Genomic DNA, 17,176 nt, shown 5'->3' on the forward strand with positions numbered 1-17,176 from the left:
GTGCATAGGCAGATCCAGCGTGCATAGGCAGATCCAGCGTGCATAGGCAGATCCAGCGTGCACTGGCAGATCCAGCGTGCACTGGCAGATCCAGCGTGCACTGGCAGATCCAGCGTGCACTGGCAGATCCAGCGTGCACTGGCAGATCCAGCGTGCACTGAGCTTGTCGAAGTGCGGATTCACGGTGCAGATGTTTCAATGAGCAATGTTGAAATTAACGGTCATTCCGCGTGCAGGAGAACTTTCAGGTAATTCTGCGGCTCCCGTTCCAGCATCTCATAAGCTTCCTGGGTACGGCTCATGGGCAGCTCGGCGGAGATCATCGCTTCCGGATAAAGGTCGCCCCTGGCCAGATGTTCGATGGCATCTTTGAATTCACCATGGGAAACCCGTGAGGTGACCAGGATACCCTCTTTCCAGATCAACTCCTTCATCACCAGGGATACCTCCTTATCGCCGAGGCTCAGAACGCAGACCTTTCCCGCGCCGCGGATGCTGCGGATAGCCTCACGGACGGGGTGGACGCGGCCTTCGATTTCCCTGGCCTCACCCGTCGCTTCAAAGGCGATGTCTACTCCGCAGCCGCAGGTATGTTCGCGGATGGCCTCCACCGGATCGGTTTCCAGCGCATTGACGGTGATGATATCCGGATAGATACTTTTCAGAATTTCCAGACGTTTCGGTATGACATCGATGGCGAAAATTTTGCCTTTGGTGATTGTACGGGCGGCCTGGAGAATTGACTGGCCGATCTTACCGGCGCCGAACATCGCCAGGGTATCGCCTGGCTGGACGCTGGCCCGCTTTGAAGCATGAAAGCCGATGGAGTAAGGTTCGATCAGAGCCGCATGCCTGTCGGGTATATCCGGATGAATCGGGTAGAGCATGAAGTCTTTCACCGCTGCGTATTCTGCGAAACCGCCATCCGAATCGATGCCGACAAGCTTGAGCGAGGTGCAGGCCGGATAGTGTTTCCTTCCGCAGGCCGGGCATGTTCCGCACCAGTAGATCGGATCGACCGCTACCCGGTCCCCGATGGTATATCCTTTTACCAAACTTCCCTTCTTTGCAACCGTCCCGATAAATTCATGTCCCTGGATCAACGGAAGTTTGCTGCGGGGGTGGAATTCCCCGTTGAAAACATGCTGGTCGCTTCCGCAGATGCTCGCCCATGTAACTTTTACCAGAACCCCGGAATCGCCGATCTTCGGCTCGGGAACATCCTTCCACTCGATCTTTCTGTATTCGGTAAGTACCGCCGCTTTCATAGTAAATTCCCCATTTTAAAAATATATTCTCTCGCAAAGTTCGCAAAGAAACAAGGAAGAAGCCGGAAGAAAAATCTTTTGCTTTGTGCCGCTTTGCCTTTGCCCCTTTGTGCCTTTTCTTTAGACTTTGTCACTCTGTCACTCTGTCACTTTTTTTACTGCCTTCATATCACAGTAAGATTTAGGATTATCCAGCACAAAAAGAAGGTACAATATAGCGGTCACCATCATGCAGAGCGCCACTGTAAATACTCCCTGGAAGGTCATGACTTTCATGTCCAGGAGCTTTCCGAAAATGATGGGCAGGAGAGCCATGAAGGGAATGATGCCCATGTTGGTCACCGCTACGTATGTTGATTTGTCCAGGGTCGGACAGCAGAAGAGGCACATATTGGTGTAGCCTACATTATCCGAAATCTGGGCCAACCCCGTTACCACGAATGCTGCGAAGAACACCCACGGCCCGGTGGAAGGCACGAACCAGGCAATAAGCGTGTAGAGGATGGCGAATGTCTGGGCGGTGGCCATCATGTACTTGGGACCGTACTTGTCGGCAATGCGGGTGATGGTGGAGCCTCCGATGGCCAGCCCGAGGCCATACAGGGCGGGGAACCAGCCCGCATCGACACGGTTGAATCCCCGCTCCTGGATCAAATACACGAGAAGGAAAGCCATCATGATATTATGGCCGCTCATGAGCCATTTACCGACGAAAAATTTCACCAGCAGCCGGTCGCTCTTAACTATCCTTATGCATTTTTTCAGATACTCCCAGAAAGAGGGGGCGCTCTTTACTACAGCGCCTTCCGGCTCCTTCAGGAGTAGAATGACCAGGGCGGTGAGCAATGAAAATATAAACGCTGCGAAGAAGATTACCGCGAAACCGTAAGGCGCCTCGAAATGTTTCTGAATCCCTTTTGAAGCGAATCCGGAAAGGAAATTGCCGCCGTACCGGAAAGTGAATTGCACCCCGAGCAGGAGGCCGAGCTGCGCTGTGGGAATGATCTTGAAAAGGAGGGTGTAATTCGCCGGGATATAAAGGTTTACTGTTAAACAGGCCAAAGCATAACAGATGAGGAAGAACCAGATACTGAAAGGAGCGTTGGCTGTTCCGGTGAGGAGCACGTAGATACCGTAAACAAGCCAGGGTATGCTGGTCAGGAAGAATGCCCAGGCCATGTAAAACTTTTTAATGGGTTTTCCCTCGGATGCATAGGCCGCCCAGGTTTGAGGCAGTGCGAATCCCAGCCAGAATATGGCGGTGACAAGCCCGATCTGGGTTTTGCTCGCATTGAGAAATGACAGGAAAGCCACAGGAATGCCCATGTAATAGGTCATTCCTCCCCAGACGCTTCCTCCGAAGCCGAACAGGACAGCGCTGATATTATACTTCCAGTACTCCCGCAGGCTCGGCTTTTCCTTCACCGTTACCGCGCCATTATCACGTGCCGATTCTTCCATTCCCTTTCCTTCCGCTATAAATAAATGAAAACAGCTTATTCACCAGAATTATTCAAAAACTTGCTATGATATTTTCTTAACTCTTTTTTAAACAAATACTTATTATTAATTTTTGAAGGCAGCCCCCTAAATCCCCCGAAGGGGGACTTTTCGCGGTAAAGATGAAAATGTGAAAGTGTAACTTTTTTTAAAAAACCGAACAAAGCCTTGTCTATCAGTCTCTAAAGTCCCCCTTTGGGGGATTTAGGGGGCTGTAGTTTTAACGTTAACAGAGACTGAAATCTCTTTTACATGCATAATTCGGATAAGGATAATAAAGAATTATGCTATTTAACGCACTTTTACCGTGCCTGTCAAGAAGAATGATAGTTATGGAAATATTTCTTGCCTTGAATCCTTCAGACCTGCATCTTAGGTGCATTTCATCTGAATTATTGCTCCGGCATCTAAACAATCAAAACATGCGCAACTTTTTATGTCGTCGTGTATAATTCAATCATTAATAACAGAAAAGGTATTTATGCCCAAACAAATTACTGACAGCCTTCTCGCAGGTGTGGGGAGAACGGATATAACACCGCCGGGGAATTGCTGCCTGGAAGGTTTTGCCGGGAGAGATCATGTAGCCGAAGGGATCCATGACCCCCTTTACGCCACTGCGCTCGCTCTCTCCACACCGCAGGGAGATGCGGTGATCGTGTCCATGGACATTTTAGATATACCCGATTCAACAGTCGACATGCTCTGGGAAAAAATCCGGGGACGATTCAGCCTGGAACCCCGGCAGATTCTTTTCAATGCATCGCACACCCATGCCGGCCCGATGACCTGGCCGCGGATAGACCAGAAACACTGTCCCGACCGTAACATGTGCTTCCCCGACACTGAATACATGAAAAGACTGGTGGAAAATATCGTGGCAGCGGTTGAAAAAGCCCTGGAAAACAGTAAACCGGCGCGCGCCTCCTGGGGAATAGGGGAAACCCGTATCGGTATCTGCCGGAGAGCACAGGACACATCCACTTACCGGGGACCTGCCTCCGGATACCTGGGAATTTACGCCAACTATCCCAACCCGCTTAAAGAAGTGGACCGCACCTGCCCGGTGATACAGTTCACCGATGAAAACGGTTCTCCGCTGGCGCTCGTTTTCGGGGCTTCCTGCCATCCTACCACCATGAGCCATGATAATTACCTTGTTTCTGCGGAGTATCCGGGCGCCGCCCGTAAAATCCTGGAAGAACGCATCGGTGCACCAGCCATGTTCCTGCAGGGAATAGCAGGAGATGTAAAACCGCGTCGGGTGGCGATGGAAAAAAGTTTCAGGAGCGGAACCTTAGAGGATGTGGAAGCGGTCGGCGTTGAGCTGGCGGAAGATGTGCTGCGTACAATGAAACATGGCCTGAAACCGCTCGATATTCGTCTGCGCTCTGCGCTCCGGCGTTTTCCTGTACCCCTCGCCGCAGGGTGGGATGAAAAAATCTTCAGGAATTACCTTGAATCGAACCAGCCCCTTCACCGCCGCATCTGGGCGGAATGGTGGCTGGACAAAATCAGCGCCGGGGAGTCTATACCACGAGAGATTCCCATGGCCCTGTCGATCCTTGAATTATCGGAGGATCTCCGGTTCGCCTGCCTGGCCGGTGAAATTCTCACCGGTATCGGCCTCAAGGTGAAACATCGCTTCCCTTCGGGCGTCACCCTTCCTCTGGGATACTCGAACGGTCGGAGCGGTTATATCCCCGATTCCGATGTTTTGAGAGAAGGAGGTTACGAGGTGATAGAATCGATTTTCTTCACCCCGTGGCTGCCCGCTCCCTGGCGCGAGGATATCGATGACACCATCCTGGGCGCGTTTGATGCGCTCCAGGCGAGTCTGGAGGATTAAAAAAAAAAGTCTGAACCTTGATTCTCGTGATTCTTGGATTAGCCTGATTATGGTGAGATGGATTTATCAAGGTAAGCCTTTAATCTTAGAATTTATCGAAGCTTGTTGCGGGGTTGGATCCCCCCAGTCCATCGGACATACCCCCTTATTAAGGGGGGCAACCGATACCATCGGCGGTAGAATGGTTTTTCTATTTTATCCTCCTTAGCAAGGGGGATGTCACCGAAGGTGACAGGGGGATCATCTTTGATACCTCGCAGCTTGCTGCGGGGTAATACATTTTCCCACGAATCATGGTTCAGATTTCTTTAAAAAAAGGATATATATCATGAAATGTTTTATTCGAATGCTCTTTATGACAGGATTACTCGGCTTCCTCATAGTCAGCCCCGCATGGAGCCAGAAAAGCGGCTTTGGATTGGGTATCATTGCCGGAGAGCCGACAGGCATTGACGGGAAATACTGGCTCTCCGGCAGCACAGCTATCGATGCCGGGGCTGCATGGTCATTTGTCGACCATCCGCATTTCCAGGTGCAGGGTGATTTTGTATTTCACAATTTCAGTGTTTTGAAGCGTACTTTCGAAGTAACCAAGGGGGAACTGCCTCTCTATTACGGCATTGGCGCCCGTCTGCGTATTCAGCATGAAAACCAATTCGGGCTGCGGTTTGTGGGAGGTGTGTCGTATATCTTCGATAATGCTCCGGTAGATATTTTTCTTGAGGTCGCGCCTATCATGAATCTTATTCCCAGCACCGAATTAGACTTGAGCGCGGCAGCAGGAATTCGCTACTGGTTTAAATGATACAAGCATGGACGGCCGCTTTCGGGAAATAAGTCGAAAGCGGCCGTTCAGGTTTCAGCGTGTAAGCCGCTTTGTCAATTCGACATATGAGGGGAAGAGTTTTGTGAGCTTCTCACGGTCCCCCAGTTCAAAATCCTCGTAGTCAAATCCCGGAACCATCGTGGTTCCCAGGAGCCCATACCTTCCACCCCCCATGAGAAAAAGCCCTCACCGGCCAGCGGTTCAAGCCGGAGAAGCTTTATGATTTCATCCGCATCCAAAACTAAATCTTTACGGTTTTCGATTGATTCTTGGTGAGAGGCCATCGAACCGATGAAGCATCAAAATAATTATTTTGTTACAGTAACCGTTCTCGATGAAACTGTAACATAGTTGGTGAAAATATTGATAATCACATCAAGAACGCTTGCCTGGGTTTTGATTTCATAATTTGTTGCGCCCCCAGCCATAACTTGTGTGTCCACATTGTTGATGGGCACCAATCCAAAGAGAACATACCATTGACGTTGTTCAACCACCTGATTTTGCGCAGGTCCACTCCCAATTTTATGGATGTTTGTAGCACAACCTGCCGCAACGGCCATCATGACAACCAGAGCTAATGCTAACCCGTTTTTCAGCATACACACCTCCAGACGATTCATTTTTTTGTCAAGGAACCAATGGAAGATTCAATGGCCTCTCCATTTTTTTCATAGAATTTCAGGGTAATTATGTAATCGATTTGAAAAGAAGTATGGGAGTTCTGTGCAACAAACAGTTTAAAAATAACCATTTCTTTAGTTATAACTCTCATTTGGTTAATAACGAAACCACCATGAGAAAATATACCTTGCATAGTTTTGTCGTTTCCCATTTTTTTCATGATTGCCAACTCATATCCCGCAATTTGATCCTTTCTGTCTTCAAGTTTCGGGAGAGAAGACACAACACAGATAATTCGCTGTTCGGCATCGACAAAGAACTGTATCGGTTTGACAAAAGATGTATCGCTCATCGCTAATTCCCTTCCAATAATCTTCAATACATTCTCAGTCAATTCTTTTGATAGTGGCAGGCATTGTTTTGGAGGAGAGAAAGAAAAACCAAATTCATTATAGGTAACTTTTTCACTCAGAAGTGACGGATTAACTTTAAATTGCAATTCGGCCGGTTTTTCATCCTTTTTTGAACCACATCCCATGATTAATCCATAGATACTTACAAGGGCAATCAAGTAAACACCGGCCTGTCTTGCACTATACGTCATAGATAAATCACCTTCACCAATTTATCATTATTCGTTAACTGTAATATAATGTTATAATAAAGATACCGACATGGAAAGGCGAAAGCAAGTACTATTTTTATGCCATACATCAACCGTAAACCTTGACTGTATCAGAGTGATAACACTTGCGGGGGCTCGCTTTAAAGAACCCCCGCATCGTGATTTCTTATTTTATCAATATTTTTCATCATACTTCTTATATATCATATCTTTCCAACCCGGGATGTGGCCTTCCATTTTACGGGTTTCCTGGGGGTCGTGACGGTTCCCAAGGTACAGCCACTGCATGGGTTCATCGGTGCCGTTGATGGAGGAGTGAGGAATTTTGAATGTGGGAGGTATGAGAAACGCCATTCCCGGCTCCTGCCTGCGAAGCTGGTTCCCGAAAAGGAGAAGGCTGGTTCCCTTGAGCTGGCACCATATTTCCTCGCAGCCCGGGCCGTGCATATGCGGCTGCGCCATATCCCAGGCGGCAACAGATACTACCGCGATGCCCATCGGGTTCGAGAATTTCACACCGTCCACGATACCGCGTCCGATGTGCGCCCAGTGCATTCCCGCGCCTGGCATGTGATCCTTGTATGAGCCGGTCTTCATTTCTTTCAGAGGCTGGAATCCTTCGGTTATGTCTTCCACCACGATAACCGCCTGGAGCGATTGTTCCTTGTCGGTATTGAAGAACTGGTAGGTGAGCCCGGCCGGGATGAATACTCCGGTGCCTTCCGAAAGATCGGCCTTCTTGCCCCCTGCCTCAACTCTGCCGACGCCTTCGGTTATGTAGAAAAATACCTGTTCCTTATCGTGCTTTGTCTTCTGAGTGTAGGTGGCGGGATCGAGAGCGCCGTGATTGTATGCTTTGATATATTTCAAAACCGCGCCGGGCCGTGAAGGATTCGCCGGGTCTCCGGGAGTCAGGTAGGGACGCTCGATCCATCCGCCGTGCATGACCGAGCGGTTATAGACCGGGGAATTCTTCCAGTTTTGCAGGTAGAAATCGATATTCGTATCGGTGGCAGGATAACGGTGATTGTAATCATCCAGCTCGAAATACGACGGCGCCTTGTCCTGGGTGTATCCGGGAATAAAGGTGATGGTGAACAGTGCGGCTGTGAGCATGAGCAGTCGTTTCATGGAACCCTCCTTTGAATTTGGTCAGATTTTACTTTATTCTGTAGATATGGACATCGTAGGGTTTGAAATCATCCTCGAATGTACCGCGGCGCACCGCTATGGTTCTCCCCTCGCCGACAACCTCCGCTGTCCGATTCCCGCCGCTCAGGGTAAAGGAAGCTTTGGTTTCCCCGTTGCGCATCCCGGCGGCAAAGATATAGGTTTCTCCCCTGTATTGTTTCATCAGGGTATCCACAGGGATTTCCGGGCTGGCTGATTTTACCTCAATCTTGCCGGTAACTGTCGGGCTGTTCAGCACTGGCGCCATCTCGCGGATCTGCGCGTTGAGCCTGGTCACAGCCTCAAGCATTTCGGGGTCATCAAGCAGTGCATGCTCGTTGAATTTCGGCTTCCACTCGTGCACGAAATAGATGATCCCGCCGGAGCCATGAATAATCGACATCCATACCTCCGCCCGGACTTGGTGGGGAGTGGCCTTGTTCCCTGAGCTTATGTACGTGCATTCGATGCAGTTCCAGACGATCTTTTTGCTGCCTGCCCAGGCTCGGAGACGTTCCACTCCGGCCGGCACATACCAGAGATTACCTTTTATCTCCGGGTAGGGGCTGGTGACCGGGTAAATATCGAATGATACGATATCCCCGCCCCTGGCATACTCAGGGTAATCCTCGGGATGGTTCCTCCTTACACCACGGCCGATATAATTGTCCCAGGCCACAGCCTGACCGAGGTTCAGCAGCACCGGCCGTGAAGGATCCGCGGCGCGGATCTTCTCATAATCGGCGATGATTTTTTCCGGAAGGATCGGAGGCCCGTATCCCTTGCCTTCTCCCTGGGACTGGGCGTTATCCGGCTCGTCGCCGTGCATCCAGCCCGCGATGACAGGATCATCCTTGTATTTCATTCCTGTCGTATTCTGTGAGCAGATGACCCGCATTCCGGCTTTCCGGAGAGCGGCAAGTTGCTCCTCGGTTGGTCCCTGCCAGAGGCCGACATACAGGTTGATTCCTGCGGCTTTATACTTCTCCGCATTTGAGGGATCCTGGAGCCAGACCGCAAGAGGGAAGAAACCAGGATCGGGCGGGAGGCCGCGTTCCCAGGCTGAATATGGGGTTTTACCTGCTTTTGGAGCACCGGAGGATGTCTGGGCATCTGCCATAGCAGTAAGTGAAATCGTCAGATACAAAAAGAGAAAGAATCTCATACATGATCCCCCTTTACAGTGAATGAGAACTTGCCGGTCTTATAAGGAAAATATATATAACTTCGCGGTTAAATAGGTGTTTTTTTTAGAAAGACACGACAACCCATCCCTTTCTTTCAGTCCAGAAATATCCGGTATCCCTCTTTGCCTTTTTGCTTTTTTTCTCTCGGAGATTATATTGAAGACTGTTAATTGAATTTTTACGGTTATGTCGTTAAGTAAGCTAAGGTGATCATCCGAAAGGTTAATCCCCCCTACCCCCCTTATTAAGGGGGGGGGAAAAGAAAATTGTTCCTGGTATTATGTAAACATTTATTAGGATTTGACAGAATCCTCTCCCAAAATTCCCCCCTTAATAAGGGGGGATGCCGAAGGCAGGGGGGATTTTTAAAGACACAGGAGCACACAATTTCTCTCATTTACCGTTTGTTACAGTTACATCGGTCGATGTCATGCCGAACTTGTTGCCGCTTCGCGGGAACGATGAAACCGTTTCGGCATCTATTTATAACGATGCGTTCGTATATTTAATCACCGGAGCAATATAAGGGTTTTAACCCCGTCTATAGAGGTCATGAGCGGATTTGCCTGACATTATTCATGTAGACATGGACTGTTTTTTCGCGGCGGTCGAGATCAAAGACAATCCCGACCTTGCCGGAAAGCCGGTCATCGTGGGGGCGCTTCCCGGCACCCGCGGCGTGGTTTCAGCATGCTCGTACGAGGCGAGGAAATACGGCATTCATTCCGCCATGCCGGTAAGCCAGGCCTATAAACGCTGCCCCCACGGAGTCTTCCTTCCGCCGCGCGGATACCGTTATGTGGAGGAGTCGGAAAAGATTCACGACATATTCCACTACTATACCCCGCTTGTGGAATCGCTGAGTCTCGATGAGGCTTTCCTCGATATTTCCGGGTCGCACCTCCTTTTCGGGTCAAGCGTCGAAATCGGCCGTGAAATCAAACGCCGCATCCGTGAGACAACCGGTCTGGTTGCTTCGGTCGGAATCGCCCCGACAAAATTCGTCGCCAAAATCGCCTCTGACCTTGAGAAGCCCGACGGTTTCGTGGTGGTTCATGAAGAGGAGGTACTCGATTTCCTGCGCCCTCTCGACGCCCGCAAGATGTGGGGAGTAGGCAGGGTGACCTGGCAGAAGCTGGAGAAGCTCAGTTTACGAACCATCGGCGATATACGGGACTACCCGCCGGAACAGATGGAGCGGATATTCGGCCAGCAGGGCATTCACTTCCACAATCTATCCCTGGGCATCGACGAGCGTTCGGTGAACCCGGTTTGGGACCGCAAACAGGTGGGCGCCGAATACACCTTCGATGTGGACACCGGCGATATGGATGAAGTGGAGCGCACCATCCTGGCATTATCCGACAAAGTTGCGAGCCGTCTCTATCGGAAGGGATTCCGGGGGCGGACGGTTACCCTCAAACTCCGCGACGAGACATTCAACACGGTTACCCGCTCGCGGACGCTCAGCCGGGCGGTGATGTCCGGGGAGGACATCTACCGTGAGGCGCGTTCCCTGTTCCGCGGAGAAAATCTTCATGGCCGTAAGGTAAGGCTGGTGGGAATATCCGTTTCCGAGTTCGAGTCGGAAAACCAGATTTCCCTCTTTGATGAAAAAACCACCGAACGCAAGGAAAAGGTTGAAGAGGTCATCGCCCGTGTGCGGGACAAGTTCGGCAAAACAGCAATCACCCGCGCGGCGCTGGTGAAAAAAGACGGAATACGGAATACAGAAGACAAAAATCAGAAGAAAAAACCTCAGAATTTGTCGGGATTGTAAAAAAGTCAGTTTTGTCATAATTCAGCCCCTGAAACGATTTAAGGGCGATTGCGTCATGCCGAACTTGCTACGTCGTCAAATCTTGTAAATCCTGTTAATCCTGTCAATTTTTTTCTCTTTTTCTTTTTTATTGCGAACTTTGCGAACTTTGCGAGAAACAATCTTTTATTCTGGCTTCTGTCTTTCGACTTCTGTATTCTTTCTTTATGAACATTCTCCTTGTCAATCCCTGGATAACCGATTTTGCTGCGTACGATCTCTGGGCGAAACCCCTGGGGCTGCTTTATATCGGCGCCTTTCTCGAAGCGCGCGGACACCGGGTGCGCCTGGTGGACTGTATGCACCGTTTTCAGGGTGAGCACGGCTACATCGGAGGTGAGAAGCGCCTCTTCGGAACCGGCAAATTCCATCGCGAGATCATTACCAAGCCGGGCAGTATCGCTCATGTACCCCGCCACTACTGCCGTTACGGCATCCCGGTGGATTTGTTTCGATGTTTGGTGATGGAAGGACCTGCGCCCGAAGTCATTCTCGTGACCTGCGTCATGACCTACTGGTATCCGGGGGCGTTCGAGGCGATCGCCCTCCTCCGGAAATGGTTCCCGGCGACGCCGGTCGTTCTCGGCGGAATTTATGCGGCTCTGTGCACAGAACATGCACGTGAGAAGAGCGGCGCTGATACAGTCATCACCTCTTCCCTCCCTTCAGAAATCATCAGCTCAGTTGAAGCGTTCGGGGGAAAGCAGGGTGAAGGACCTGTTCCGCACGACTCTTTCGATCGATGGCCAGAGCCGGTATGGGAGCAGTATGCCGAGCTTCCCGCCGCCGCGGTTCTGACTTCGAGGGGATGTCCCATGCGCTGCACCATGTGCGCATCACACCTTCTCTTTTCCGGGTTCGAGCGCTGCGACCCCGGTAAAGCCGCTGAATCCCTTCGAAACCTTGCCTTTCGGAACTCCTGCCGGGATATCGCTTTCTATGATGACGCCCTTCTCCTGGATGCAGGGCATTATGCGCTTCCTCTTTTCGAAGAGCTGGCGCAGGAGGGCGCACCGGCAAGGCTTCATACCCCCAACGGCCTCCATGTCCGTGAAATCAATCCCGAACTTGCCCATGCAATGAAACGCGCCGGAATGACTACCATCCGCCTCAGCCTTGAAACCTCCTCCGACGAGCGAGCCCGCGAAAAATATTCCGGCAAGGTGAGCCGTGACCGGTTCAAAAGCGCAGTCCGGGCGCTCTTCAGGGCCGGTTTTGCTCCAGACAGCATCGGGGCGTATGTTCTCGCCGGTCTGCCGGGACAGGAAAAGGAAGAAGTATACGACACAGTGGCCTTCTCCCATTCATGCGGGGTGAAAGTGAAACCGGCGCTTTTCAGCCCGGTGCCGGGAACGGCGGAATTCGAGCGCGCAATTGAAACCGGGATGCTATCGAGAGATGCCGATCCGCTCCTCCATAACAATACGCTTCGCACGTTTGATCTTTGGGGTGGGGAAGGGGAATATGAGAAGTTCAAGCGGATGGTGACGGAGGGAAGTAGAAAAATACTTGGGAAGACAGAAGACAGAATAAAGTTTGAACCATGATTCATGGGATTAAAGGATTATCATGATGGAAAAAGTTGGGCTTTAAGCTTATTTACTCCCTGGCCATCTCCCAGATATTTGAATCAATATTTTGTAACTCTTTATGATGCTTATCGTTCCACGAGAAAATATTTAATAAAATATTCTTAGGTTCAAGTCCTCTTGAAGGACGAATCCCCCCTGTCCTTCGGACATCCCCCCTTATTAAGGGGGGAATCATGTTGGCAGGCAAGCTTTTACCCCCTTAATAAGGGGGTCGCCGCTTTATGCGGCGGGGGGATTTTGTCTAAAGAGCAGATAAGTGATATGGCATATTTATCGCCGAATAAAAAATGGGGGATGGCCAGTATTCACTCCCCTTTGCCTTTACTTTAAAAAAGTACTATACTACAGATGAATTTTTCGAAGTTGACCCTGCCTCTCTAGTTCAAAAGGAGAATTTCAATGATGTCGAAGGTTTCTCGCCGGGGCGTATCGTTTTTCGGCATACCATTTCTTTACGTTCTCGCAGTTCTCATCTTTCTGGCATTTTCTTTTCCGGGATCCGGTACAGCAGCTTCGCCCGTAAGAAAAGCGGACAGCAAGACCGCAGTAAACCCTCTTTATAACCAGATCGACCTCCGTGCCGGACAGATTCAGGATAAGGTGGTCGCATGGAGACGGGACATCCACCAGCATCCGGAACTGTCCAACAGGGAATTCCGCACTTCCAAAATCGTTGCAGACCACCTTACAGCCCTGGGGCTGGAGGTAAAAACCGGAGTGGCGCACACCGGGGTGGTGGGCATTCTTCGCGGCGGTAAACCGGGGCTGGTGGTAGCGCTCAGGGCCGACATGGATGCGCTCCCGGTAACCGAGGAGGTGGATGTACCCTTTGCCTCTAAAGTCCGCTCTACCTATAACGGCGTAGATGTCGGGGTCATGCACGCCTGCGGTCATGATGTGCACACATCGGTGCTGATGGGTGTTGCTGAAGTGCTGGCAGGAATGAAAGCGAATCTCCCCGGCACGGTGAAATTTATCTTCCAGCCTGCCGAAGAAGGTACTCCCGCGGGCGAGGACGGCGGCGCGGGTCTCATGGTCAAGGAGGGGGCGCTGGAAAATCCCAAACCTGATGCAATATTCGCCCTTCATGTGTTCCCTGACAGCGAGGCAGGCGCCATTGCCTACCGTTCGGGCGGCGCCCTGGCCAGCGCCGACGGGCTGCATATCACTGTCAAGGGCGTTCAGACACATGGGGCCATGCCCTGGGGCGGTGTGGACCCCGTAGTGGTTTCCGCCCAGATTATCCTCGGTCTCCAGACCATCGAGAGCAGGCAGGTGAATGTTACCCGCGCGCCATCCATCGTGACAATAGCGATGATTCATGGCGGCGTGCGCTCAAACATTATCCCCGATTCGGTGGAGATGACCGGCACCATCCGCGCCCTCGACAACGATATGCGGAAGGACATCCACGCCCGGGTGAAACGCACAGCCGAACAGATTGCCTCGAGCGCCGGGGCGTCTGCGCAAGTGACCATCGACCTGGGAGTCCCGGTTACAGTCAATGATCCCGCACTCACCGCCCTGATGGTTCCCACCTTGGAGCGGGTAGCTGGCAAAAATAACGTTATAAACTCTCCGCCCAAGACCGGCGCTGAGGACTTCTCTCTTTTTGCAGAAAAAGTCCCCGGGCTGTTCATCTTTCTCGGCTCACGGCCCAAGGGAGTCGACCCCGCAACAGTCGCCCAGAACCACTCACCCCGGTTCTTTGTGGATGAGAGCTGCATTCCCCTCGGAATTCGGGCGATGGCGAATCTGGCTGTGGATTATCTGATAGGGAAATGAAATAATACCAATTTTGTTCTAAATTGGGAAGAACTCACCCCTTGATCCCCTCTCTTTCCAAGAGAGGGGTACATTCCGGACATGTGTTACTTTTCAAAACTGCTTGTTTTTAAAAGAGTAACTGGGTCTTCCCCTCTTTTGCTTGCAAGAGAGGGGATTATGGGGTGAGTTATTCTTTTCACCGGAAACTCACAAATCCTCCGGTTTTCACCGGAATCTTATATATCCCGTCTTTGGCCGAAACATAGAGCGTTTTCAGGTCTTTCCCGCCGAACGTGCAGTTGTTGGTTGCCGCCGGGCAGGGAATGGTGCCGAGGCGCTTTCCGGTCTTGTCGAACACCTGGACGCCCAGCCCCTGGGTTGTCGCCACAAAAACATTCCCGGCGCTGTCAACCGCCACACCGTCCGCTCCGCTCATCTCGCTCTTTTTGGCGATATTTTCCTTCGAAAGCTCCAGCTCTGCGAAATTGCGGGCGTTGGAAAGGGAACCGTCGGCCTCCACATTGTAGGCGAGGAGGTATTTCCCCAGGGTGTTGGCAAGGTAGAGCGTCTTCCGGTCGGGAGAGAGCGCTATGCCGTTGGGGAATATCACATCGCTTACCACCCTTCTGACTGCGCCGTCCGGTTTCACATAATACACCGCGGGCTTGTCCTGCATCTTCGTTTCCTTCCCGATGAACTGGGAATCGGTGAAATAAAAACCACTCGAGCGGTCGATCACCATGTCGTTAGGGCCGTCGATGCGTTTTCCCTTGTACTTGTCCGCTACAACTCTGAGAACCCTACCAAAGGTGTCCATCTCGATCACCCGGTGTCCCATCATCTCGCAGGCATAAAGATTTCCGGCCTTATTGAGCTTGAGAGTGGCGGTCATGCCGTCATTTTCACGGATAGTTATTATATCTATTATTTTCCCGATCGAGGTCATACTATAGACGCGGCTCTTACGAAGATCATCGAAATTGTTGTTGGTGAAAAAGAGTACGCCGTTGACATAGCAGGGCGACCCGGCCGTGTCGAATGCCATGTCGTCGGTCACCTTTTCAAGCTGCGCGCCTGACGGGATGACGGCATCAAGGCCCGAAACCTGGGCAAAAACCTCCGCCTGCATAAAAAGAAAAATTATAACTACCCCTATAATGCCGATTATACAACGATGCATGGAAACAAGCCTCCTTATCACTGATACATGGTATTATTTTGATAAAAGATGAAAGACAGTCTGAACCATGATTCGCTTGATTACAGGATTAACCTGACTGTGACAGTATTTAATTCGCTACGGAATAGATGCCGAAACGGTTTCATCGTTCCCGCCAAGCGGCAACAAGTTCGGCATGACACGTGTCATCCTGAACTCGTTTCAGGATATAAACACTCAAAACATGCGCAATTACTTAGACTTTCCTTAAAAAAGACGGTTCATCCGATTAATGAGTACCTAAGCGTAAGCTATTAATAATAAATAAGAACCGTTTATTGGGTATTATGGATGTACAGTTGGAACAAGAATTTTTTATTATGAATACTGATTTAAAAGAAAAAAAGGGGGTTCCCCCTCTATTGCTTGCAAGAGAGGGGGTTAGGGGGTGAGTTATCAATAGCCGCCGGTACCCTGCAGGAATGATTTACCTCCGGGCGGGGGCTGCATGTTCGGAGATTTTTCAAGCTCCTCAAGGAGCTGACGCTCATTTTTCGATATATTCTTCGGAGTCCAGACCCAGACCCGGATAAGCTCATCCCCGGTACCGGGTTTCTGCAGATGCCGGATTCCTTTTTCACGCATCCGGAAAATCTTGCCGGACTGAGTTCCTGCTGGAATCTTGAGGCGGGCGCGGCCGGTCAGGGTCGGCACCTCCAAAGACGCGCCGAGCGCCGCATGGGTGATAGTGACGGGGAGATCATAGAGAATGTCATCGCCCTGGCGCTCGAACAGGTCATGCGCGATCTCCTCGATGTAGACGAAGATGTCTCCGGGCGGGCCGTTCCGGGGGCCGACATCGCCCTGCCCCTTGAGCGGAATGTAGTTCCCCGTAGTCACACCCGCCGGAACGTGAATGGGAATTGTTTCCATGTCCCGGATATGACCTGAGTCGGAACACGCGGAACAGGGTTCAGAGATGATCTTCCCTTCGCCGTTGCAAGTGCTGCAGGGCTGAACAGATACAAACGTTCCGAAAAAGCTCCGTGACTGGCTGTGCACCTCTCCGGCGCCGCCGCAGGTCGAGCAGGTTTTCGGTGTTGAACCTGGTTTGGCGCCAGAACCGGAACAGGTCTGGCAGCGTTTGAATTTACGGATTTTTATTGTTTTATCAACTCCGGATGCGATTTCTTCCAGGGTAAGTTTCAGATTCACCCTAAGATCGTTTCCACGTTTCGCAGCAGGGTGTCCCCCGCCGCGGCCGCCAGCCCTTCCCCCCAAAAAATCACCGAAAATAGAGCCGCCGAAAATATTCCCGAAAATGTCCTCAAAATCGGTGGTATGGTGGAAATCCTGCCAGCTGAAACCGCCGCCCTGTCCGGAGAATGCACCCTTAAGCCCGTCTTCGCCGTACTGGTCATAAGTCGCTTTTTTCTTCTCATCGCTCATGACTTCGTAGGCTTCTGCGGCATCTTTGAATTTTGCTTCGAATTCCTTGTTGCCCTGGGTACGGTCCGGATGGTATTTGAGCGCCAGTTTACGGTAAGCCTTTTTTATTTCTTCCGAAGTGGCGTTTCTGCCCACCCCGAGGATTGCATAGTAATCTTTTCCCATGAGTTAGGTATATCCAGTTTTATAAAAAAGTTTTGACAGGAGGCTTTTTGTATAAGTCGTATTTATCCATAAAAAAAGATAAGTTGTTAAATAAAGCCCCCTAACCCTCAGTCCCTTTCCCCCCGATGGGGGGCAAGGGAAGTCGTTGCTCCACAGTCTTTTCCTGCCCCCTTCAG

General features: G+C 51.0%; 14 protein-coding genes. 5 read left to right on the forward strand and 9 right to left on the reverse strand.

All coding sequences use genetic code 11. From position 1 onward, the window contains the following. Positions 1–221 precede the first annotated feature (221 nt). Together Q8O92_04385 and Q8O92_04390 are read right to left on the reverse strand one after the other, a co-directional pair. Positions 222–1,268 carry an alcohol dehydrogenase catalytic domain-containing protein gene (locus tag Q8O92_04385; protein ID MDP2982551.1) on the reverse strand — a complete coding sequence of 349 codons (1,047 nt, stop codon included), beginning with the start codon at positions 1,266–1,268 and terminating at the stop codon, positions 222–224. 138 nt (positions 1,269–1,406) lie between these two features. Then, a complete protein-coding gene (locus Q8O92_04390) occupies positions 1,407–2,729 on the reverse strand; it encodes an MFS transporter (GenBank protein ID MDP2982552.1) in 1,323 nt (440 codons plus the stop codon). Between the two features lie 520 nt (positions 2,730–3,249). Between Q8O92_04390 and Q8O92_04395 the strand changes: the two genes are divergently transcribed. Together Q8O92_04395 and Q8O92_04400 are read left to right on the forward strand one after the other, a co-directional pair. Then, positions 3,250–4,617: a neutral/alkaline non-lysosomal ceramidase N-terminal domain-containing protein gene (locus Q8O92_04395; protein MDP2982553.1), complete on the forward strand. Its 1,368-nt coding sequence runs from the start codon at positions 3,250–3,252 to the stop codon at positions 4,615–4,617. Positions 4,618–4,945: 328 nt separating this feature from the next. Beyond that, complete coding sequence (locus Q8O92_04400; protein MDP2982554.1) at positions 4,946–5,422, forward strand: hypothetical protein; 477 nt, start codon at positions 4,946–4,948, stop codon at positions 5,420–5,422. A gap of 54 nt (positions 5,423–5,476) precedes the next feature. Here Q8O92_04400 and Q8O92_04405 read toward each other — a convergent pair whose 3' ends face one another. The 5 genes from Q8O92_04405 to Q8O92_04425 form a co-directional block, all read right to left on the reverse strand. Further along, positions 5,477–5,617, reverse strand: coding sequence for a hypothetical protein (locus tag Q8O92_04405; protein MDP2982555.1), 141 nt, complete (start codon positions 5,615–5,617; stop codon positions 5,477–5,479). Positions 5,618–5,751: 134 nt separating this feature from the next. Next, positions 5,752–6,045: a hypothetical protein gene (locus Q8O92_04410; GenBank protein ID MDP2982556.1), complete on the reverse strand. Its 294-nt coding sequence runs from the start codon at positions 6,043–6,045 to the stop codon at positions 5,752–5,754. Between the two features lie 17 nt (positions 6,046–6,062). Continuing rightward, positions 6,063–6,671 carry a hypothetical protein gene (locus tag Q8O92_04415; GenBank protein MDP2982557.1) on the reverse strand — a complete coding sequence of 203 codons (609 nt, stop codon included), beginning with the start codon at positions 6,669–6,671 and terminating at the stop codon, positions 6,063–6,065. Positions 6,672–6,866: 195 nt separating this feature from the next. Beyond that, positions 6,867–7,823: a cupin domain-containing protein gene (locus Q8O92_04420; protein MDP2982558.1), complete on the reverse strand. Its 957-nt coding sequence runs from the start codon at positions 7,821–7,823 to the stop codon at positions 6,867–6,869. A gap of 28 nt (positions 7,824–7,851) precedes the next feature. Beyond that, positions 7,852–9,027, reverse strand: a complete 1,176-nt coding sequence (locus Q8O92_04425) for a hypothetical protein (GenBank protein MDP2982559.1) — start codon at positions 9,025–9,027, stop codon at positions 7,852–7,854. 584 nt (positions 9,028–9,611) lie between these two features. Here Q8O92_04425 and dinB point away from each other — a divergent pair. From dinB to Q8O92_04440, 3 genes are all read left to right on the forward strand, one after another. After that, positions 9,612–10,829, forward strand: coding sequence for a DNA polymerase IV (gene dinB / locus Q8O92_04430; protein ID MDP2982560.1), 1,218 nt, complete (start codon positions 9,612–9,614; stop codon positions 10,827–10,829). A 206-nt stretch (positions 10,830–11,035) separates the two neighbouring features. After that, positions 11,036–12,415, forward strand: coding sequence for a B12-binding domain-containing radical SAM protein (locus Q8O92_04435; protein ID MDP2982561.1), 1,380 nt, complete (start codon positions 11,036–11,038; stop codon positions 12,413–12,415). 444 nt (positions 12,416–12,859) lie between these two features. After that, positions 12,860–14,245 carry an amidohydrolase gene (locus Q8O92_04440; GenBank protein MDP2982562.1) on the forward strand — a complete coding sequence of 462 codons (1,386 nt, stop codon included), beginning with the start codon at positions 12,860–12,862 and terminating at the stop codon, positions 14,243–14,245. Between the two features lie 178 nt (positions 14,246–14,423). Here the strand turns inward: Q8O92_04440 and Q8O92_04445 are convergent, their stop codons facing one another. Further along, complete coding sequence (locus tag Q8O92_04445) at positions 14,424–15,407, reverse strand: SMP-30/gluconolactonase/LRE family protein (protein MDP2982563.1); 984 nt, start codon at positions 15,405–15,407, stop codon at positions 14,424–14,426. A gap of 435 nt (positions 15,408–15,842) precedes the next feature. After that, on the reverse strand, positions 15,843–17,000 hold the full coding sequence (gene dnaJ / locus Q8O92_04450) for a molecular chaperone DnaJ (GenBank protein MDP2982564.1): 1,158 nt from the start codon (positions 16,998–17,000) through the stop codon (positions 15,843–15,845). Positions 17,001–17,176: the final 176 nt, after the last annotated feature.

Source organism: Candidatus Latescibacter sp., from assembly GCA_030692375.1.
In the GTDB taxonomy this organism is placed as follows: domain Bacteria; phylum Latescibacterota; class Latescibacteria; order Latescibacterales; family Latescibacteraceae; genus JAUYCD01.